Source organism: Bradyrhizobium sp. 25ACV (genome assembly GCF_054863005.1).
The window spans coordinates 138,396-157,831 of record NZ_JAVAYO010000013.1; the positions used below are offsets into that span (position 1 = coordinate 138,396).

Below are 19,436 nucleotides of genomic sequence, written 5' to 3' on the forward strand. Positions count from 1 at the left end.
GGTAACTCCGAGTCTTCGCCAAACCTCTCCCTGTGGCTATGGGTCCCGGATCTGCGCGCGCTTGAGGCGCGCTTGTCCGGGACGACAGCGGCTATTTGGCGCGCAGAATCCCATACTAACGACCAACTTGAAATGGATGGGCAGGCGCGGGGTTCTTCACTAGTATCCGCGCGATTTCAAAACAGAAAACTGCTGGGAGCTAACAGATGAAATCAGCACTTTTGGCCGCCGTCGCAACCTCCGCCCTGGTGCTGGCGGCGCCGGCCTCCGCGCAAGGCGTCAAGATCGGCATCCTCAACGACCAATCCGGCGTCTATGCCGATTACGGCGGCAAATGGTCGGTCGAGGCGGCCAAGATGGCGATCGAGGATTTTGGCGGCGAGGTGCTGGGTCAGAAGGTCGAGCTCGTCACCGCCGATCACCAGAACAAGCCTGACCTCGCGACCTCGATCGCGCGGCGCTGGTACGATGTCGAGAACGTCGACATGATCACGGAGCTGACGACCTCCTCGGTCGCGCTCGCGATCCACGAGCTCTCCAAGGAAAAGAAGAAGATCGACATCGTCGTCGGCGCCGCCACCTCGCGGCTGACCGGCGATGCCTGCCAGCCCTACGGCTTCCACTGGGCCTACGACACCCGCGCGCTCGGTGTCGGCACCGGCGGTGCGCTGACCAAGGCCGGCGGCGACACCTGGTTCTTCCTCACCGCGGACTACGCCTTCGGCTACGCGCTGGAGAAGGACACCAGCGAGATCGTCACCGCCAATGGCGGCAAGGTGGTCGGCTCGGTGCGCGTGCCGCTCAACTCCTCGGACTTCTCCTCGTTCCTGCTGCAGGCGCAGAGCTCGAAGGCGAAGATCGTCGGCCTTGCCAATGCCGGCCTCGACACCACCAACTCGATCAAGCAGGCGTCCGAGTTCGGCATTGTCGCCAGCGGCCAGAAGCTCGCGGGCCTCTTGATGACGCTTGCCGAAGTGAACGGCCTCGGCCTCCAGGCTGCACAGGGCCTGGTGCTGACCGAAGGCTATTACTGGGACGTCAACGACAAGTCCCGCAATCTCGGCGAACGCTTCCTCAAGCGCACCGGCCGGATGCCGAACATGATTCAGGCCGGCACCTATTCGGCGACGCTGAGCTATCTGAAGGCAGTCAAGGCGGCAGGCACCAAGGATCCGGATGCGGTTGCCAAGAAGCTGAAGGAGCTGCCGGTCGACGACGATTTCGCGCAAGGCGGCAAGGTGCTCGAGAACGGCCGCATGATCCACGACATGTATCTGTTCGAGGTCAAGAAGCCCTCGGAATCGAAGAAGCCCTGGGACTATTACAAGCTGCTCGCCACCGTCCCCGGCGACAAGGCCTTCTTCACCGCCAAGGACAGCGGCTGCCCGCTGACGAAGTGAGGCTCTCGTGTCCCAGACGCGCTGCAGCGTGAAACGCTGCTGCGCAGAGCCGGGACCCCCGCTCGTACCACAAACTCTCTGTCGTCCCCGCGAACGCGGGGACCCATAACCCCAGGGGGAAGTTGTCGCGCGGGCTGATAACTCCGAGTCTTCGCCAAACCTCTCCCTGTGAGTATGGGTCCCGGATCAGCGCTCCGCTTCGCTACGCTTGTCCGGGACGACAGCGAAACGTGGGACCGCAGATCATCCCTCACACCAGCCGCAACACCACCGCCCCCAGCGCGCCGGCCCACAGCGCAATGGCGGCGATACCCTGGATCATGAAGCCGGTGCCGCGCTTGGCTGCCGCCTTCGTATAGCCGATGAAATAGACGATGCGGCCGACGATCCAGACCGCGCCGATCCCTGCCGCGATGCTGTCGCCGATATAGATCGCGAACAGCCAGAGCGCCGGCAGGACGATCGGCATCCATTCCAGCGTGTTCATCTGGATGCGGAAGGCGCGTTCGAAATCCGGATGGCCCGACATCGCCGGCACCTTGACGCCGGTCTTGGTGCGCGAGCGCGACACGTTGATGGCGGTGAAGAAATAAAATGCGATCGCCAGCAACGTGACGAGGGCGGTGAGGTGATACATCGCGGAATCCCTTTGAAGAGGTCGCCGCTTCAATACCCGGTCAGCTCGAGATAGCCAACGCCGTCATGCGTCCCGGCAAAGCTGATCGGCCCCTCCCAATAGGAGAAGCCGGTCCCCATCCAGGCCCTGGGATTGAGCGGCTTGCAGTGGATCGAGAACGATCGCGACGGGATCGCGATCTGCCATTCCACCGGCAGCTTGCGTCCCGCAACCTCCGCCGTCGCCTTCGGCGTCATCTGAATGTCGCCGCCCGCGATCATCTGCGTTTCGCCGGCGGCGCTGATCCAGTTGCCGAACGGATAGTCTTTGCCGTCCTTCTGCCGCAGCCGGTACAGCATCAGCTTGTCGCCGGACGACAGATGCAGCGACAGCCAGTCCCAGCCGGTCTGGTCGGCGTCGAGCGGCTGGCTGCCCCATTCGCGGTCCATCCAGGCCTGGCCCGTCACGTCCACCGGTTTGTCGTCGATGGTGAGCGTGCCGCGGGCGCGGTAGAACGGCTGGCTGTAATAATAGGATGCCTGGCCACGCTCCGACTTGCGGCTGAAGCCGCGATCGCCTTGCAGCACCACAGCGCGATCGGCCTCCAGCGTCAGCGCGTAGCTGAACTCCGTGCTGGACGCCTTCAGCGCCAGCGGCGCCAAAGTGCGGTCATCGGTTCGCTCAAGAGCCTTCATCTCCCAATCGTCGATCCAGGCATCGAACGGCTTGGCCGTGACGCCAGCCTGCCCGACCCCGCCGCGTGAAAAGACCTCGTTGAAGCGGTGGGTGTCGGCGCGCGTCACTGCGGCATGCGCCATCCAGATTTGCTGATTGGCCCAGCCTTCGCCTTGCGAACCCGGCTGCGCCGCTTGACGGAACAGCGTCCATTGCAGGCCGCAAGCCGCGCCGCTGCCGTCGATGAGGTTTGCCGTCAGATACCACCACTCGATGCGAAACTCCGGATGCGGCCCGTGATCGCCAGGAAAAGCAAACAGCTTTCCCGGCGTCACCTTCCCAAAGCCGTCCGCGGTCTCACCGAGCCCCGCATAGCCTTGCGCGCTGGCGCGGTGTGCGAGCGCCAGCGCGGCGATGCCGCCGGCGAAGGCGCGGCGCGACATGCGATCAGCGCTCATTGGCAAACACCTTGACGAGATTTTCCGGCTGCATCCGCGCCAGCCGTGCCACGGGCAACAGTGCCGCAAGCAGCGACGCCAGCAGCGCGACTGCGACCAGCTCGACCAGCTGCAGTGGGAACACGTGGAACGGCAGCCGCCAGCCGAACGCCTTCACGTTCACGATCGCGATCAGGCACCAGGCCACCAGGAGCCCGAGCGGTACGGCGAGCAGCGCCGTGAACAGCGCCACCGACAGAGTCTTGGTCAATTCGATCGCGGCAAGGCGCGGCCGCGTGATGCCGATCGCCCATAGCGGCGCGAGGTGCGGCAAACGGGAATTCGCCAGCGTCAACAGGCTCGTGAATAGCGCGATCCCGGCGACACCGAGTGTGAACGCATTCAGCGCCGAGGTCACCGCAAAGGTGCGGTTGAAGATGCGGATCGATTCCGCCTTCACCGTCGCCTGGTCGGCGACACTGCGGTCGTCGAGCGCGAATTGCTTCTGCAAGGCCGCGATCAGGCCGGGGATATTCTCCTTCGCGACGATCAGGCCGATCCGCGTCTGCGGCGTCTGCGGAAACTGCCGGATCAGCGCGGCGACGTTGACGGTCAGCTGCCCCTTGGGGTTGCCGTAATCGGCATAGATGCCGACGATGTCGAGCTGCCATGTCCCGCCCGGCGCCGGCACCTCGACGACGTCGCCGATGCCGACGTTGAGGCGGCGGCTGAGCTGCTCGCTGATGAAGGCGGCATTGCCCGGCACGAGCCGGCTCCAGCCGCGCGGCGCGGTTTCCAGCAGCGGCCAGCGCTCGCGATAGAGCGCGTGATCGGGCAGGCCGAGCAATTCCACCGGCTGGCCCTGAAGCTGCGCCTCCGCGCGGCCGCCCGACAGGATCGCCTGCACGTCGCTGCGCTCGCGCAGCCAGTTGCGGATGGCAACACCTTGCGCATTGTCGGAGGCGCTGACGTAGACGTCGGCTGCGAGCCGTCCATTGAGCCAGCCGAGGAAGGTGCGGCTGAACGTCTCCACCATGGTGGACACGCCGACATTGACGGCGAGCGCGAGCAGCAGCGCCATCAGCGCCAGCGACAATCCGGAAAGCTGCTGCCGGCTGTCCGCCCAGAACCACAGCGCAAGCGGTTTTCTCGCGGCGCGCTGACCCGCGAGCAGGATGATCTCGAGCAGCGCCGGCAGGATCAGGGCCGCGCCGAACATCAGCGCCGCCAGCACGCCAAAGCCCGCGATCAGCGATTGCCCGTACTGAAGCAGCAGCAGCGCGACCGCGAACACGGCGCAGGCCGCACAGCTCTGCAGGATCAGCCAGCGGCGCTGCCGCTGCTGCCAGGCGTGCGGCTGCGCGGTCGCCAGCACCGGCATCCTGATCGCCTTGATCAGGCTGGTCGCCGCCGCAACAAGCGCGCCCGCAATGCTGATGCCGATGCCGGCGAGCCACCATTCAGGCTGTAGGGTCAGCTGCCCCGGGATCTGTGCGCCATAGAGCCCGCGCAGTGACGCCGCGACGTCGGGCAGCAGCACTGCCGCGATGAAATAGCCGCAGACGAGCCCGATCAGGCCGGCGATCAGCGCCAGCGCCACGAGCTCGACCACCAGCACGGCGTTGACCAGCCGCGCCGAGGCGCCGCAGGCGCGCAGCGTTCGCAACATCGGCAGCCGCTGCTCGAAAGCGAGGCCGACGGCCGAGTTGACGATGAACAGGCCGACGAAGAACGACAACAGGCCGAACGCCGTGAGGTTGAGGTGAAAGCTGTCGGTGAGGCGTTCCAGCTCGGTCTCTGCAGTCGGCTCGACCAGCTGCAATCGGTCGCCGACCACGCTTGCCAGCGGCGCAGGCTTGCTCTTGGGCTTGCCGATCAGAAGCCGCGACAACTGATCCGGCTTGTTCAGCAGACGCTGCGCCACGCCGATATCGACCACCAGCACCCCGGGCGCGAGCTGCGGCAGCACGCGCAGCGGCGGCAATTTCGCGCCGTTGCTGATCGGGGGCGCCGCGCCTTCCGTTTCCTGCAAGTCGCTCAGCGTCTCCCGCGCCACCAATGTCTGGCCCGGCGGTGCAACAAAACTGCCTAAATCCGCAGCGCCGAGACGCGGTGCGTTGCCGATTTCGACCGGCAGCGTGACCGGCTCGATCCCGAGCAGCCGCACCGAGCGTCCGTTGATCTGAACCCGACCCTCCAGCGCCGGCGACACCGGCCAGCCGGCGCGGCGGAGTTTGATGAACAGCTCCTGGGGAAATGTCGGGCTAGCAGGCGCGACCAGCATGGCCGTGCGGGTGCCGCCAAAGGTCGCCGCGGCGCGGTCATAGGCGTTGCGGGCCTGCTGGTTGATGGCCTGCACGCCGCTCCACAGCGCGGTCGCCGCGATCAGCCCGACCAGCAGCGTCGCGAACTGCATCTTGTGACGCCGCCAATGGCTGAGCAGAACTGCGAGCACCCATAGCGCGCGTCTCATGCGATCCGCCCCGCATGCAGGGTGAGATGGCGGTCGAGCGTGCCGGCCAGATGCAGGCTATGGGTCACCATCAGGAAGCCGCAGCCGGTGCGCGCGACGAGGTCGCGCGTCAGCGCCAGCACGTTCTCGGCGGTGGTCTCATCGAGATTGCCGGTCGGCTCGTCCGCCAGCAGCAGCGATGGCCTTGTCGCCAGCGCCCGGCCGATCGCGACCCGTTGCTGCTGGCCGCCGGACAATTGCTCGGGATAGCGCTTCAGCAGAGCGCCGAGACCAAGCCGTTCGACCAGCTCTTTGGTCCAGGCCGCATCGTGACGGTCGGCGATCCGCGCCTGAAAGGCCAGATTGTCCGCGACCGACAGGCTCGGGATCAGGTTGAATTGCTGAAAAACCAGGCCGATCCGGTCGCGCCGCAAGCTGGCGCGCCCTGCATCGGACAGCGCGGTGACCTCTTTGTCCTCCAGCCGGATCGTGCCGCCATCGGCGGCGTCGAGTCCCGCGATCAGGTGCAACAATGTGCTCTTGCCGCTGCCGGACTCGCCGGTCAGCGCGACGCGTTCGCCGGCCCTGAGGTCGAGATCGACGCCACGCAGCACATGGACCGGCTCGCCGGCCGAGGAGAAGGTCTTGGAGAGATTCTTGATGCTCAACACGATGAATGGCGCCGGGCGGAATTAGCGGAATTGCTGCGTAGCACACTTGCTGCGGAAATGCCGGGTTGCGTTGGTCTCGAAGCCGTTGTTAGCTCCCAAGACAGCCAAATCAAAAAAGTGCCAAAAGACATCGACGGGGGAGAATGATGAGCGTTGAGGGAACGACGGAGGTAGCCGGCAAGACGATCGGGACCAAGGGAACGCCAAAGGGCGCCTGGACCGTCACCTTTCTCCTCTTCCTCTTCATGGTCGTGAACTTCGCCGACAAGATCGTCGTCGGTCTCGCCGGCGTGCCGATCATGACCGATCTGAAGCTCACCCCGGAGCAGTTCGGCCTGCTCGGCTCCTCGTTCTTCTTCCTGTTCTCGATCGCCGCCATCGTGGTCGGCTTCATCGTCAACAAGGTGCCGACGCGCTGGGTGCTGCTCGTGCTCGCAGTGATCTGGGCGCTGGCGCAGTTTCCGATGGTTGGCACCGTCTCCTTCACCACGCTGCTGATCTGTCGCATCGTGCTGGGTGCCGGCGAAGGCCCGGCCTTTTCGGTCGCCGCGCACGCGATCTACAAATGGTTCCCCGACGAGAAGCGCACGCTGCCGACCGCGATCCTGTCGCAGGGCTCGGCCTTCGGCGTGATCCTGGCGGTGCCGGCGCTGAACTGGGTCATCGTCAATCATTCCTGGCACTATGCCTTCGGCGCGCTCGGCGTCGTCGGCCTGATCTGGGTTTGTGCCTGGCTCGCGCTCGGCAAGGAGGGCCCGCTGGAGGACACGCAGGTCCTGGCCGCGACCGAGCAGAAGATCCCTTACTTGCAGCTTCTCACCTCTCGCACCTTCATCGGCTGCGTCGCCGCGACCTTCGGTGCCTATTGGGCGCTGTCGCTGGGCCTGACCTGGTTCACGCCGTTCATCGTCAAGGGGCTCGGCTTCTCGCAGAGCCAGGCCGGCTTCATCTCGATCCTGCCCTGGGTGTTCGGCGCCACCATCGTCATTCTCACCGGGTGGATCTCGCAGGTGATGATGGCGCGCGGCTACAACACCCGCGTGGCTCGCGGCGTGCTCGGCTCGGTGCCGCTGGTGATCGGCGGGCTGATTCTGGCGATGATGCCGCATGTTCAGGGCGCGGGCTTGCAGATCGCGCTGCTCGTGGTCGGCTCTGGCCTGTGCGGGGCGATCTATGTGGTCTGCCCGCCGATGCTCGGCGAGTTCACGCCGTCGTCGCAGCGCGGCGCGATCCTCGCGATCTACGGTGCGCTCTACACGCTCGCCGGCATCATCGCGCCCGCCGTGATGGGGGCGATGATCCAGCGTGCCGGCAGCACGGTCGATGGCTACATGGCCGGCTTCACCATCAACGCCGTGATCATGGTCGGCTCCGGCTTGCTCGGCCTGCTGCTGCTGTGGCCGAACTCGGAAAAGGCCAGGCTGACGCGCGGTGCGGCCCCGCAGGCCGCTGCGTTAAAGGGCGTGGTGTCGCCGACGTAAGGGGGCTGTTCTCTTACCCTCCCCAACTACCGCTGTCGTCCCGGACAAGCGCGCCCAAAGCGCGCGCAGATCCGGGACCCATAGCCACAGGAAGGCAATTGGCGAAGACTCGGAGTTGCCAGTTTAGCCCCATAACCGCTCCCTGTGGTTATGGGTCCCTGCGTTCGCAGGGACGACACAGAGAATGAGGCGCGGACTTCGCGCCTCACTCACCGTCAGCTGCTAATTCACCCCCTGCGCGCCGCGAATCAGCTTCCCCGGCCGCCTGCCCGTGGCCTCGCCATGCCGCCGCGTCACCACGCCTGAGACGATCGTGGCGTCGTAGCCGTCGACGTCCTGCAACAGCCGCCGCCCGCCGACCGGCAGATCGTAATGCACCTTCGGCGGATGCAGGTGCAGCCGGTCATAGTCGATCACATTGACGTCGGCCTTGTAGCCGGGCGCAATCAGCCCGCGATCGGTGAGGCCGACCGAGAGTGCGGTCTTGCGCGACTGTGCCGCGACCACGAACGGGATCGACAGCTTTTCGCCGCGCGTGCGGTCGCGCGTCCAGTGCGTCAGCAGATAGGTTGGGAAGCTGGCATCGCAGATGATGCCGCAATGCGCGCCGCCGTCGGACAGGCCCGGCACCGATTGCGGATCGATCAGCATCTCGCGGGTCGCGTCGAGATTGCCGTCGGCATAGTTGAGGAACGGCACGTAGAGCATGCCGCGGCCCTCGTCCGACAGCATCGCGTCATAGGCGAGCTCTTCCGGCTGACGGCCCTGCTTGCGCGCCTGCGGCCCCAGCGCGTTCTCCGGCGGCTGCTCGTAATCGGGGGGATCGCCGAGCAGGAACATCTTGTCGTAGTTCGGACGGAAGAACAGCGGATCGTCGGTGGCGGTCGCCGTCTCGCTCAAAATGGCCTTGCGCACATCGCTCTGATGCAGCCGCGCCAGCCGCTCCTTCAAGGGAAGATGCGCGATCGCCCTGTAGCTCGGATGGGTCTGGAATGGATTGCGCGACAGCTCGAGCCCGAGCAGCAGGCCGACCGGGCGCGCCGCGATCTGCGCGGTGATGGAAAGACCGCGCCGTGCGGCCGCATTGATCTCGTCCAGCGTCTGCCGCCAGCGGTTTGGCGATCTGTCGTTCTGCGTGATCGAGAACGAGATCGGACACTTCGTCGTGTCGGCGACCCGCAACATCATCGGCAAATCTTCGTGGATGGTGGAGAGATCGAGCACGAATTGCAGCACGCTGCGGCCCTGGCTGTGCATCGCCCCGGCGATCGCGGTGAGCTCGTCCTCGCCGGCCTTCAGCGTCGGCGTGAAGTCGCCGGTGGAGGTGCGGTGGTTGAGCGTGCGCGAGGTCGAGAAGCCGAGCGCGCCGGAGCGCACCGCTTCGCCCGCGAGCTTCGCCATCGCGGCATTGTCCTCCGCGGTCGAGGGATCGCGGCGTGCGCCGCGCTCGCCCATGACATAGACCCGCAGCGCCGCATGCGGCAGTTGCGCGCCGACATCGATGTCGAAATCGCGCTTGGAGAGCCAGTTCATGTAGTCCGGAAAGCTCTCCCACGCCCAGGGAATGCCGGCGCTCAGGACAGGCTCGGGAATATCCTCGACGCCTTCCATCAGCTGGATCAGGCGGGTGTGGTCGGCGGGCTTGCACGGCGCGAAGCCGACGCCGCAATTGCCCATGATCGCGGTGGTGACGCCGTTCTGCGAGGACGGCGTGATGTCCTGGCTCCAGGTGACCTGGCCGTCGTAATGGGTGTGCACGTCGACGAAACCCGGCGTCACCAGTTTTCCGCGCGCGTCGATTTCCTCGGCGCTTTTGCCAGAGAGCTTGCCGACCTCGCTGATCCTGCCGCCGGTGATGGCGACGTCGGCCTCGAACAGCTCGCCGCCGCGACCATCCGCAACGGTGCCGCCGCGGATCACCAGATCAGGATTGCTCATGTGTTTCTTCCCGTTTGTTTCTTGTTTCTCGTCGTCGTCCCGGACAAGCGCGCCCTAAGCGCGCGCAGATCCGGGACCCATAACCACAGGGAGCAACTTGGCGAAGACTCGGAGTGACCAGCTTCGCGCGACAATAACTCCCTGTGGTTATGGGTCCCCGCGCCCCGTGCGCAATTGCGCACTAGGCGGGGACGACAGCTCAATTTGTGGCGATACCGGCGACTCAATTTGCCTTGGCCCGCTTCCGCTCCGTGAATGGCGACAGCGCCACCGTCGCCACCATGAAGATCACCGAAGCTCCGAACACCCAGTGCGGCGCGCTCTGATCCATGATCCAGCCGAACAGCAGCGGTGAGATGATGCCGCCGAGATTGAAGCCAGTGGAGACGATGCCGAAGGCGCGCCCCGCCGCGCCGGGAGGTGCCGCATTGCGCACCAGCATGTCGCGCGAGGGAGCGATCACGCCGGAGAGGAAGCCTGCGAGCGTCATCGCCGCGGTCAAAGCCCAGCCGGGCAGCGTCACCAGCGCGATCAGCAGCACGATCGCCGCGTTCACGGCAAAGCAGGCCGCTGCGACATAGCCATGGCGTTCGGTGTGATCGGCGAGGAAACCGCCGGCCAGCACGCCGGCGGCGCTGGCGCCAAGGAATGCCGTCAGCATGACGTTGGCGGCCGAGTAGGACGTGCCATAGCCGCTCATCAGCGCGACGACGCCGAAATTGTTGATACCCGCGACCGAGAGGCTGAGCAGCATGAACAGCGCCGTCAGCGTGATCAGCGCCGGCGTGATGACAGCCTGCTTCGGCGCGTTCTCCGCGCCCGGCTTCTTCTTGCTGGCGCCGGCGTCGGGAATGTTCATGACGAGCAGGAGCAACGCCACCAGAATGCCGATCGCACCCGAGGCGATCAGCGCGCCGACGCCGCCCGACAGGGTGACGAGTGCAGCCACGATCGCCGGCGCCACCGCGCCTCCGAGAAAACCGGCAAAGGTATGGATCGAGAAGGCGCGGCCCATCCGTGCCTCGTCCATGTGCTCGGCCAGGATCGCGTAGTCGGCGGGGTGATAGACGCTATTGGCGAGACCCAGCAGCACGGCGCAGGCGATCAGCGAGGCGTAGCTGAGGTGCAGGCCGAGCAGGATCAGCGCGAAGCCGCCGAGCGTGAGGCCAGCCAGCAGAATTCGCCGCGCGCCAAAATGGTCGACGAGATAGCCGGTCGGCGCCTGCGTCAGTCCGGACACCACCGCGAACACGGTGAGCGCGAAGCCGAGCTCGATATAGCCGACGCCGAGCTGCGCCTTGAGGAACGGGAACAGCATCGGCAGGACCAGCAGATGGAAATGGCTGACCCAATGCGCGATCGAGATTCCGGTCAGCGTGCGTAGCGCGCTGTCCGCCTTGCCTTGCTGCGGTGCGGCGAGAACGTCGACCATTGCAATTCCGGTTTCACTCCCTGGAAGGCGCGCAAACTATCGGGGAGAGCGGTTATTTGTCCATGAACGCAGGCGCATGGCAGGTAGTGCGGGTGGGGGAAGTGAGGGGCGTTGGGGTGCCTCCACGTCGTCGTCCCTGCGAAAGCAGGGATCCATACTGCGTGATGTCTCGATTGTGATCGGTTGCAGTCCCGAACGACGATCTCCCGCAAAACTCCTCCCTGTGGCTATGGCTCCCTGCGCCCGTGCTCAATTGCGCACTAGGCCGGGACGACAGCGGAGTTTGGGGCCACCCTCACAACGACTCGTCATCCGGACCGTAGCGGTCGCGTTTTGGCGTCGCGATGTCGCCGTCCTCGTAATCATCGTCATCGAGAGGAGGCGGCGGTATCTTCACCTTGTCTTCCGCCCGCTTTTTGTCAGCGATTTTGGGCGGCTCGCTTGGCTTGCCGATCTTGGCCATGGCTGTTCCCGGATGGTGATGCTGCATCCGATCCTATCCGGAACATATGTGTAGTTTCTGACCTATCGCAAGCAGGCCGTCAGTGCACCAGCGGCCCGCCCGCCTTCTTCCAGGCATCCATGCCGCCGGCGATATGGGCGGTGTTGGAAAGGCCGGCCGCCTTGGCGGCGGCCACCGCCATCGCCGAGCGCTCGCCGAAGGCGCAGAAGAACACGATGCGGCGGCCGGTGGCGGCGGCGACCTCGCGCAGCATACCGCCGGGCTTGAGGCTCTCCTCGACGGACGGATAGGGCGTATGCAGCGCGCCTTCGAGCATGCCGTGCTTCATCCGCTCGTTGGTCTCGCGCAGATCGACCAGCAGCATGTCGGGCCGGCCGAGAATGCGGATCGCCTCGACCGCGCTGAGCGCGCGGCCTTCCTTCTCCAGTTCCTCCTGATGCAGGCCGACATGCATGTTGGCGGGCACCGCCACGTCCATCATCTTCGGATTGGGCAGCTTCAGGTTGGCCATCAGCTCGATATATTCGTCGACCGACCGCACCTGGAGCCGCGGGTTGTAGCGCTTCTCCTCGCCGATGGTGGAGACGGTGTCACCCTTGTAGTCGTGCGCCGGAAACACCATCGTCTCGTCCGGCAGCTTGAGCAGCCGGTTGAAGATCGAATCGTATTGCGCGCGCGAGGAGCCGTTCTGGAAATCGGTGCGGCCGGTGCCGCGGATCAGCAGCGTGTCGCCGGTGAAGACGCGATCGCCCATCAGATAGGAATAGGAATCGTCGGTGTGGCCGGGCGTGTACATCACGTCGAGCGACAGGCCCTCGATCGTCACCTTGTCGCCGTCGGCGACCCGCATCGCCACCACGTCGGCCTTGGTCTGGTCGCCCATCACGGTCATGCAATGGGTGCGGTCGCGCAGCTCGCCGAGGCCGGTGACGTGGTCGGCATGCAGATGAGTGTCGACCGCCTTGACCAGCTTGAGGTCGAGCTCGCGCAGCAATTGGCAGTAGCGGTCGACCTTCTCAAGCACGGGATCGAGGATCAGCGCCTCGCCGCCGGGGCGGCTGGCCAGGACGTAGCTGTAGGTGCCCGAAACGCTGTCGAAGAGCTGGCGGAAGATCATGGCAAGACCCCGGCGTGGTGTGATTTATAGATTCTACTACGTCGAGAGGCAAAAAGAGAAGTAATTCACTGCGCGAAGAAGAAAATTTGGAAGATTTTTATTCCGCGTGATGTGGGCGAGAGGGCGGGCGGTCCACAAATTCGGTGTCGTCCCTGCCTGGTGCGCGATTGCGCACTAGGCTCATAAATCTGCGACGCCCGCTTTCAGGAGCGAAGCGGACACGCGACCCGGCCTGAGGGATAACGCCTTGTGACCCATTGCCGACATGATCCGTGTCCGACATTTTGGTCGCATGCTTGGGGATGAGAGCTATCTTGAAAGAATTGCTGATCTTGCACCTCAATTGAGAGAAGTGCTCGCTGAGCTAAAGGCCGAATGGTCGACTGAAGTGGTGCCCGTAACCCTCGTGGGTGCCGGATTGGCGGAAGCTCTTGTCGAGCATCTGTCCTTCATCCGCCTTGAGTGGTCTTGATTCTGCCGGTGGCGATGGGGCGGGCTTGAAAAACGCTGTCAGCGGCGGCAATCTCGGCCTGATTGAGACTTCGATCTGACGAATCTCGGCTTATGCCGATCGATGCGAGGATCGACGATGAAGCAGCGGCCGATAGTGTGGCTTGCCGTTGTTGCAGGCGTGGTCCTGGTGCTTGCTGTCGCCTGGGCCGCCGTCCTCTGGACGCGCCCAGAGCCTATTCGCATCGCGTTCGCCAATTCGCTCTCTGGCCCGTCCGCCCCGATCGGGGCGGAAAGCCTGGTCGCGACGCAGCTTGCAATCGACGAGGTGAACGCCAAAGGGGGTGTCAACGGACGGCTGATTGAGCTCGTTCTGTTCGACGACGCAAGCAATCCAGCCGTGGCGCGCGCGAATGCGCAGGCGATTGCCGACAGCCCGTGCGTCGCTGTGCTCGGACATTATCTCAGCTCCGCGTCGCTCGCGGCGGCGCCGATATACAAGGATGCGCGGATACCGGCACTCACGGGAAGCTCGGCTGCCGACGATCTGACAAACAACAGTGAATATTATTTTCGTGCGCTGTCGCCGGTCTCCGTGCAGGCGCGCTCGATCGCGGAGCATCTGCGCGCCGTGATGAGGGAGCCAAAAGTCCGTCTCGTTCACACGCGCGATTCCTACGGCAAGAGTTTTGAGCATGGATTTGCGACGGCCTATCCGGCGGAGCAGCTGCGTGTGTTCGGACTGGACGTCGCAGCCGGTCAGATCGGATCGACGGATGAGGCGCTGGACGCTGCCGCGCAGGAGCCCGGGCCCGGTGTTATTGTCGTCGGCGCGGCAACCGATTTTAGCGCAGACATCGTCAAGGCGCTCCGCCGCCGCGGTATCAAGGGAATGATCATTGCATCCCAAGCCGCGGCCCGCGAAAGCTATTTGCAGAATTTCGCCAATGAGCCCGAGGAAAAAGCGCAGCCGGGTTTCTTCAGCGAGAATCTGTATGCTGCTTCCTCGCTGATGTTCGACAGTGCCGGCGTGGCAGCGCAGGTCTTTGCCGCCGACTACAAAGCGAAAGCGGGAACCCTGCCAAGCTGGGTTGCCGGCGGCTCGTATGACGCTGCGCGCCTGATGATCGATGCGCTAAAACGAGCTGCCGTACATCCCCGGTTTATGGGGCAGGGGATTCAGAAACGATCCGACAGCAAGGTTGCAGATCGCGACCGTGTGCGCGTCGCGCTTGCCGCGATCAACGATCCGAAATCGGCGGTCGTCGGGCTGACTGGGCGGCTCTATTTCAACGCGAACCGCGACATTCCGCGCCCGATTCGACTGGGTTTCTTCCGTTACGGTTTGTTCGTCACTGCGCCGCTGCAACTCGTACGCATCGATCAGCCCAAAGGAATCGATCTCGCCGCGGAACGAGAGGAGGGCCATGTCGTCACGTTCGGCGACCGACACTACTGGATACAGCGCGTCGTTTATACCGGCATCGACATCATTCGCGTCAACCGGATCGACGTGAAGCAAAATTCGTTCAACGTCGACTTCTATCTCTGGATGCGGTTCGCCGGGGACGATGAAGCGCAGGCGCACGTCGAGTTCCCCGCCTTGCTGGATCGCGGGGCGTTCGATCCGGCTCGGCCGATTCAGATTGGACAGGAAGACGGCCTGAGCTATCGGCTCTATCGAATCAACGGCGATTTCAAAGCCCGTTTCGATCTCCATGATTATCCGTTCGACACGCAGGAATTGCGTCTACGTTTCCAGAACACGGAGCAGCGGCGGGAACTCATCACCTATGTCATCGATCGGTTCGGCTTGCGCCTCGCCGACGACGGAAGCTCGCGGGCCGAGGATGGGGCCTATTCCGGACTTCAGCTCTGGCGATTTCTCGGACTGAACTATTTCGTCGAATCTCAGTCCAGCGGATCGACGCTCGGAAAGGCGTCCTCGTTTGGTGCCGAGGCAATGACGGAATTCGCAGGCTTCGATGCGACCATCATGCTGCGCCGCAGCTCCGCCATCTACATGCTGAAGAACCTGTTGCCGCTGTTTCTGCTCGTGCTCGTCGTGTTCGCGACGCTGTTCTTTCCCGAAACCATGTTTCGTGAACGCGTGACGATTCCAGTGACCTCGATCCTGGCGAGCGCGGTGCTGCTCGTGACGGTCGCCAGTCAGGTCGGCGATGTCGGATACACGGTGGTAGTCGAAGAGATGTTCTACATTTTCTTCATACTATGCCTGATGACGATCTTGGCGGGCTACAAACATGAAAAACTTCGAGACGCCGGCCGAAAGCGCGCCGCTATTATCTTGGATCACGCCGCTCGGGTCATTTATGCCGGGACGGTACTCGCTGTAATCGTCGTGCTCTACCGGCGTTATGCCGTGTGAGGCAAGCGTGGATACCTCGCCGGTCCACCACACCTTCTTGAAATTCGCAGCATGAGTCCGGATCTGGCCCTTGGCCGACATGACCAAGCGCGCCTCTTTTGTCCGTTCCCGATGGTCATGCGGACGTCGTCCGCCGGGCGGATTGGGTACACGCGTGTTCGGCGGGACAACGCCCCCTACGGCCGCACCACCGTATACCCGTTCTCCGCCAGGAACAGGATCTGACCCGCGCCCACCTGCACCGGTGTCGCGGCCTGGATGAACTCAGGCCGCTTGCCCGTCTCGCGCTCGATCGTATCGACCGTGTTGAGACAGATGTCGAAGCGCACGCCCTGCGCGATCAGGCTCTCGACCTGCTTGCGACGCTCGCTACCGGACAACAGGAGATCGACGCCGGGGCCGAACGCGACGACCTCGATCGCGATCTTGTCGGGGTCGTACGCCTTCAGAAGATTATTGGCGACGCTTAGCACCAGCGCCTGCTTCCTTGCATCGCCGTCGGAGAGTTGCAGCACGATCTTGTGCTCGGCGAACGGCTTGTCCTGAAGCGGCACCTGCTGCGCAAATGCTGGCGGCACCGCCGCCCAGGCCAGCAGCGTCAGCAGCATCGCGCGAAACAGTTGCGCCCGCATCATCCTTGTCCCGCAATACCCGGATTGTCCTCGACGCCCTTCAGCGTCACGCCGGAGCCGAGCCGCTCCTGAAACATCCGGCCCGAGCGCAGATATTTTCCGACGACGTCCCACACCGGCACGCCTTGCTGGCCGTTGACCGAAGCCCAGCCTGCGACCTTGTAGCGGTGGCTGGCGCTGAGCGCCTTGCCGCCATGGAGCTTTACTTCCGAGATGCGGCCGCCGATCGCGGCGGTCGGCGTACAGGTGTAGCTGAGCCCGCCGGCGCGCACCATGTCGCCGCCCTGCTGATAATAGGGATCGGCGTTGAAGAGGTTGTCGCAGACGTCTTCCAGCACGTCCTTGATCTGGGCTCCCGTCATCTCCTGCACATAGGTCTCGGGATAGGTGATCGCAGTCTCCGCGAGCAGGTCCTCCATGGTCAACGCCTGGCCTGACAACGCGCTGACGCCCCAGCGGAACCCCGGCGACAGCGCGATCTCGGCATCGAGCTCGGTGCGCAGCGCGGTGCAGATCAGCTCGTCGACCGGCCCGGAGAAATTGCCGCGCCGATAGAGCAGGCGGTCGGGCGTTGCGATCTTTGCCGACCAATCGGTCACGTGCGGCGCGCGCAGCCGGCCGATCAGCTCGGCCATGGCAGGATCGGGCTTCAGCAGCTCGGAATAGACAGGCAGCAGATGATAATGAATGTCGCTGACCTTGCCCTTGTCGATCGCGAGATCGACCACGGCGAGGAATTTTCCGTTGGAGCCGGCATTGGTGACGAGCGTGGTCCCGCCGGCGTTCTTCACGGCGATCGGCTGCGGCACGGCGTCATGGGTATGGCCGCCGAGAATGATGTCGATGCCGGTGACGCGGCTTGCGAGCTTGAGGTCGACGTCCATGCCGTTGTGCGACAGCAGGACGACGGCATCGACCTTGTCGGTGCCGCGCAAGGCATCGACATGCTTCTGCAACTCCTCCTCGCGGATGCCGAAGGTCCAGTCCGGCGTGAACCGCTTGGGGTGCGCGATCGGCACGTAAGGGAAGGCCTGGCCGACGATCGCGACCCGATGACCGCCGATCTCCTTGATCATCGAAGGCTTGAACACGCGTCCCGTGGCCTTGTCGAAGGCGGGGGCGTCGTTGAACGCGGCTTCCTCGGTCAGGAACACGTTCTGCGCCAGGAACTCGCCCTTGAAGCGCTCGAGATTGTCGCGCAGCGTCTGCTCGCCATAGGTGAATTCCCAATGCCCGGTCATCGCTTCGATGCCGAGCAGATTGGCGACCTCGACCATGTCGCGGCCCTGCATGACGTTGGCAAGCCCGGTGCCCTGCCAGAGATCGCCGCCATCGACCAGCAGCGAACGCTTCTCGCCGACATCGCCACGCAAGCGATCGACCAGCGTCTTCAGATGGGCAAAGCCGCCGAGCTTGCCGAAGCGGCCTGCGGACTTCTCGAACTCGACGCAGGTGAAGGCATAGGCATCGGCGCTGTCGGGACGGATGCCGAAACGATCGAGGAAGGCGCGGCCGACCAGATGCGGCGGCCGCCCGGCCATCTCGCCGATGCCGATATTGATGCTGGGCTCGCGGAAATAAACCGGGTTGAGCTGCGCATGCGTGTCGGTGATGTGCAGGATGCGCGCGTTGCCGAAGCGCTCGAGGTCGTAAATGCTCGCGGACTCAGTGCCCCGCGCAAGCCGCGGCAGACTGAGCGATGCAGCGGCAAGGCCTGCGCTCTTCAGGAAATCGCGGCGGCGGATCGCCATACCAAAATTCTCCGCGCCCTCAATGTCGCAAGACTGTTTCAGTTGAGGCCAGTCTAGCGGATTTCCATCGCCTTCCAGGCTTCTTTTTCGGACGCCGCCTGGAAGATCGACGCCTTTGCCAGCGCCTCGGCCTCCTTGGCCGCGGCGGTGGCGCGGTCGAAATCGCCGCCATCCGCTGCTTTCTTGGCCGTGGCCAGCGTCGAGACGGTCACGGTCCACTGGTTACGCAAGCCGGCAGCCTCCTTCGAGGCGGTTTCGGCGGCGGCGTAGGCCGCCTTGTAATCTGCTTCATTTGCCGCGCGCGCCACTGACGCGAGGCCGAGCGCCAGCAGCATGGCGAGGGGAAGTGACCGCTTCATGGCCGCGCTCCCGGGCCAGATATCGGCAGGCCATTGGCGACATAGGACAGGAAATACTCGACGTCGCGATATTCGTCCGATTGCGGCTCCAGCGGAACCGCGCGGGTCTGGCTGTTGCAGGTGACGAAGCGGCGGCTGGTCGTGCCCATGCCGCTCCATTCGGAGCGGTAGATCGGCATCGCGTTCACGATGCCAAGTGCCGGCGCCAGGATCTCGGCGCGGATGCGCTCGCCCGGGCTCTGCACATGGCAGCTGGCGCAGGAGAAATTCATCTGGCCGCGCCGCGTGTAGAAATAGCGCTTGCCGTTCTCGAATGCGGCGAGCGCACGGGGATCGTCGGGAATCTTGATGTCCATCGGCTTGCCGCGCGAGGTGAAGGCCATGTAGGCGGTGAGCGAGGCCATCTCGTCCTTGACGTAGGAGTAGGGCGCCTCGCCATTGGCCTCGCGGCAGCGGTTGAGCGCGAGCTCCAGCGTGACGACCTTGCCCTCCTTCTCGTCGAAATAAGGATAGTTCTGGCGGATGCCGACGCCGCCGTTGGGGAAGCAATCGGCGTAGGTCTTGCCGTTCTTGAACGGGGTGGCGAACATCTCCTTGCCGGCATCGAGCGCGAACTCATAAGGAGGGAATTCCTCCTTCTCCTGCCACTGCCGCTTCATGTCCGCGTTCATGGAATACGGACCGTTGACGAAGTCCTCGTGCTTCACATCGGGAAACTTCTGGAAGAAGAAGTTCTGGAACGCCTTGGCGTCGGCAACGGGATCGACCTTGTCGGCCGCGACGACGCGCGGAGAGGTGAGGGCGAACGCCACCAGCGCGGCGCTGAGCGAGCCAAGCAGCAGGGCAGACCGGGTCTTCATCACGCGATCTTCGCGGTGGTCGTATCCGACGCACCCTTGTTGTCGGTCCAGGAGATCTTGAGGTCGTCGCCCTTCTTGGCGCCCTTGAAGCTGAACTTCACATAGGGGTCCTTGGAGACTGCAGTGCCCCAATCGGCGACGAAGATGTCCTTGCCGTTACATTCGAACTTCAGCTCCTGGATGTAGTGCGCGGGGATCGGCTCGCCCTTGGAATCCTTGACCAGGCCGGTGTCCATGGGGTGCTGGATCAGCGCCTGCACCTCGGTGATGTCGCCATTGGATGTTGCGCGCACGCGAATGCTTGATGCCATCG

Annotated in this window: 16 protein-coding genes; 3 read left to right on the top strand and 13 right to left on the bottom strand. The window is 64.3% G+C overall.

What is annotated here, in order from left to right; genetic code table 11:
* The first annotated feature begins 206 nt into the window (after nt 1-206).
* Nucleotides 207-1,400 carry an ABC transporter substrate-binding protein gene (locus RAD04_RS27205; RefSeq protein ID WP_104461980.1) on the top strand — a complete coding sequence of 398 codons (1,194 nt, stop codon included), beginning with the start codon at nt 207-209 and terminating at the stop codon, nt 1,398-1,400.
* A 250-nt stretch (nt 1,401-1,650) separates the two neighbouring features.
* On the opposite strand, the gene RAD04_RS27210 is transcribed toward RAD04_RS27205, so the two are convergent.
* Genes RAD04_RS27210 through RAD04_RS27225 form a run of 4 tightly spaced genes read right to left on the bottom strand, consistent with a single transcriptional unit; the run spans nt 1,651 to nt 6,251 of the window.
* Nucleotides 1,651-2,037: an MAPEG family protein gene (locus tag RAD04_RS27210; RefSeq protein WP_461626246.1), complete on the bottom strand. Its 387-nt coding sequence runs from the start codon at nt 2,035-2,037 to the stop codon at nt 1,651-1,653.
* 29 nt (nt 2,038-2,066) lie between these two features.
* A complete protein-coding gene (locus RAD04_RS27215) occupies nt 2,067-3,149 on the bottom strand; it encodes a lipocalin-like domain-containing protein (protein WP_461626247.1) in 1,083 nt (360 codons plus the stop codon).
* Entirely contained in the window at nt 3,139-5,601 is a 2,463-nt protein-coding gene (locus RAD04_RS27220) for an FtsX-like permease family protein (RefSeq protein ID WP_461626248.1), read from the bottom strand. The genes RAD04_RS27215 and RAD04_RS27220 overlap by 11 nt, the downstream gene beginning before the upstream one ends.
* Nucleotides 5,598-6,251 carry an ABC transporter ATP-binding protein gene (locus RAD04_RS27225; RefSeq protein WP_461626249.1) on the bottom strand — a complete coding sequence of 218 codons (654 nt, stop codon included), beginning with the start codon at nt 6,249-6,251 and terminating at the stop codon, nt 5,598-5,600. Before RAD04_RS27225 ends, RAD04_RS27220 begins: the two co-directional genes overlap by 4 nt.
* A gap of 146 nt (nt 6,252-6,397) precedes the next feature.
* Here RAD04_RS27225 and RAD04_RS27230 point away from each other — a divergent pair, with 146 nt between their 5' ends.
* Nucleotides 6,398-7,732, top strand: coding sequence for an MFS transporter (locus tag RAD04_RS27230; protein WP_461626250.1), 1,335 nt, complete (start codon nt 6,398-6,400; stop codon nt 7,730-7,732).
* A gap of 222 nt (nt 7,733-7,954) precedes the next feature.
* Here RAD04_RS27230 and RAD04_RS27235 read toward each other — a convergent pair whose 3' ends face one another.
* The 4 genes from RAD04_RS27235 to RAD04_RS27250 all read right to left on the bottom strand — a co-directional run bounded on the left by RAD04_RS27235 (nt 7,955) and on the right by RAD04_RS27250 (nt 12,682).
* The gene (locus tag RAD04_RS27235) at nt 7,955-9,670 is read right to left on the bottom strand and encodes an N-acyl-D-amino-acid deacylase family protein (protein WP_461626251.1); all 1,716 of its coding nucleotides are present in this window, start codon (nt 9,668-9,670) and stop codon (nt 7,955-7,957) included.
* A 223-nt stretch (nt 9,671-9,893) separates the two neighbouring features.
* Nucleotides 9,894-11,102: an MFS transporter gene (locus RAD04_RS27240; protein WP_461626252.1), complete on the bottom strand. Its 1,209-nt coding sequence runs from the start codon at nt 11,100-11,102 to the stop codon at nt 9,894-9,896.
* A gap of 295 nt (nt 11,103-11,397) precedes the next feature.
* Nucleotides 11,398-11,565 (bottom strand): hypothetical protein, encoded by a 168-nt coding sequence (locus RAD04_RS27245; protein ID WP_461626253.1) that lies wholly within the window; start codon nt 11,563-11,565, stop codon nt 11,398-11,400.
* Nucleotides 11,566-11,644: 79 nt separating this feature from the next.
* Entirely contained in the window at nt 11,645-12,682 is a 1,038-nt protein-coding gene (locus RAD04_RS27250) for an MBL fold metallo-hydrolase (RefSeq protein WP_461626254.1), read from the bottom strand.
* Nucleotides 12,683-13,271: 589 nt separating this feature from the next.
* Between RAD04_RS27250 and RAD04_RS27255 the strand changes: the two genes are divergently transcribed.
* Complete coding sequence (locus RAD04_RS27255) at nt 13,272-15,521, top strand: ABC transporter substrate-binding protein (RefSeq protein ID WP_461626255.1); 2,250 nt, start codon at nt 13,272-13,274, stop codon at nt 15,519-15,521.
* A gap of 176 nt (nt 15,522-15,697) precedes the next feature.
* Here the strand turns inward: RAD04_RS27255 and RAD04_RS27260 are convergent, their stop codons facing one another.
* The 5 genes from RAD04_RS27260 to soxZ are packed head-to-tail and all read right to left on the bottom strand — an operon-like array spanning nt 15,698 to nt 19,434.
* A complete protein-coding gene (locus RAD04_RS27260; protein ID WP_461626256.1) occupies nt 15,698-16,156 on the bottom strand; it encodes a DsrE family protein in 459 nt (152 codons plus the stop codon).
* Nucleotides 16,153-17,904, bottom strand: a complete 1,752-nt coding sequence (gene soxB, locus RAD04_RS27265) for a thiosulfohydrolase SoxB (protein ID WP_461626257.1) — start codon at nt 17,902-17,904, stop codon at nt 16,153-16,155. The genes RAD04_RS27260 and soxB overlap by 4 nt, the downstream gene beginning before the upstream one ends.
* Before the next feature lie 53 nt (nt 17,905-17,957).
* Nucleotides 17,958-18,263 carry a hypothetical protein gene (locus RAD04_RS27270; RefSeq protein ID WP_461626258.1) on the bottom strand — a complete coding sequence of 102 codons (306 nt, stop codon included), beginning with the start codon at nt 18,261-18,263 and terminating at the stop codon, nt 17,958-17,960.
* The gene (gene soxA, locus RAD04_RS27275) at nt 18,260-19,123 is read right to left on the bottom strand and encodes a sulfur oxidation c-type cytochrome SoxA (protein ID WP_461626259.1); all 864 of its coding nucleotides are present in this window, start codon (nt 19,121-19,123) and stop codon (nt 18,260-18,262) included. The genes RAD04_RS27270 and soxA overlap by 4 nt, the downstream gene beginning before the upstream one ends.
* The gene (soxZ, locus tag RAD04_RS27280; protein ID WP_461626260.1) at nt 19,123-19,434 is read right to left on the bottom strand and encodes a thiosulfate oxidation carrier complex protein SoxZ; all 312 of its coding nucleotides are present in this window, start codon (nt 19,432-19,434) and stop codon (nt 19,123-19,125) included. Before soxZ ends, soxA begins: the two co-directional genes overlap by 1 nt.
* Nucleotides 19,435-19,436: the final 2 nt, after the last annotated feature.

What these genes read in the sequence shown, in the direction of transcription:
- RAD04_RS27205 (WP_104461980.1), top strand. Translation starts at nt 207, where the DNA reads ATGAAATCAGCACTTTTGGCCGCCGTCGCAACCTCCGCCCTGGTGCTG.
- RAD04_RS27210 (WP_461626246.1), bottom strand. Translation starts at nt 2,037, where the DNA reads ATGTATCACCTCACCGCCCTCGTCACGTTGCTGGCGATCGCATTTTAT.
- RAD04_RS27215 (WP_461626247.1), bottom strand. Translation starts at nt 3,149, where the DNA reads ATGAGCGCTGATCGCATGTCGCGCCGCGCCTTCGCCGGCGGCATCGCC.
- RAD04_RS27220 (WP_461626248.1), bottom strand. Translation starts at nt 5,601, where the DNA reads ATGAGACGCGCGCTATGGGTGCTCGCAGTTCTGCTCAGCCATTGGCGG.
- RAD04_RS27230 (WP_461626250.1), top strand. Translation starts at nt 6,398, where the DNA reads ATGAGCGTTGAGGGAACGACGGAGGTAGCCGGCAAGACGATCGGGACC.
- RAD04_RS27235 (WP_461626251.1), bottom strand. Translation starts at nt 9,670, where the DNA reads ATGAGCAATCCTGATCTGGTGATCCGCGGCGGCACCGTTGCGGATGGT.
- RAD04_RS27240 (WP_461626252.1), bottom strand. Translation starts at nt 11,102, where the DNA reads ATGGTCGACGTTCTCGCCGCACCGCAGCAAGGCAAGGCGGACAGCGCG.
- RAD04_RS27245 (WP_461626253.1), bottom strand. Translation starts at nt 11,565, where the DNA reads ATGGCCAAGATCGGCAAGCCAAGCGAGCCGCCCAAAATCGCTGACAAA.
- RAD04_RS27250 (WP_461626254.1), bottom strand. Translation starts at nt 12,682, where the DNA reads ATGATCTTCCGCCAGCTCTTCGACAGCGTTTCGGGCACCTACAGCTAC.
- RAD04_RS27255 (WP_461626255.1), top strand. Translation starts at nt 13,272, where the DNA reads ATGAAGCAGCGGCCGATAGTGTGGCTTGCCGTTGTTGCAGGCGTGGTC.
- RAD04_RS27260 (WP_461626256.1), bottom strand. Translation starts at nt 16,156, where the DNA reads ATGATGCGGGCGCAACTGTTTCGCGCGATGCTGCTGACGCTGCTGGCC.
- soxB (WP_461626257.1), bottom strand. Translation starts at nt 17,904, where the DNA reads ATGGCGATCCGCCGCCGCGATTTCCTGAAGAGCGCAGGCCTTGCCGCT.
- RAD04_RS27270 (WP_461626258.1), bottom strand. Translation starts at nt 18,263, where the DNA reads ATGAAGCGGTCACTTCCCCTCGCCATGCTGCTGGCGCTCGGCCTCGCG.
- soxA (WP_461626259.1), bottom strand. Translation starts at nt 19,123, where the DNA reads ATGAAGACCCGGTCTGCCCTGCTGCTTGGCTCGCTCAGCGCCGCGCTG.
- soxZ (WP_461626260.1), bottom strand. Translation starts at nt 19,434, where the DNA reads ATGGCATCAAGCATTCGCGTGCGCGCAACATCCAATGGCGACATCACC.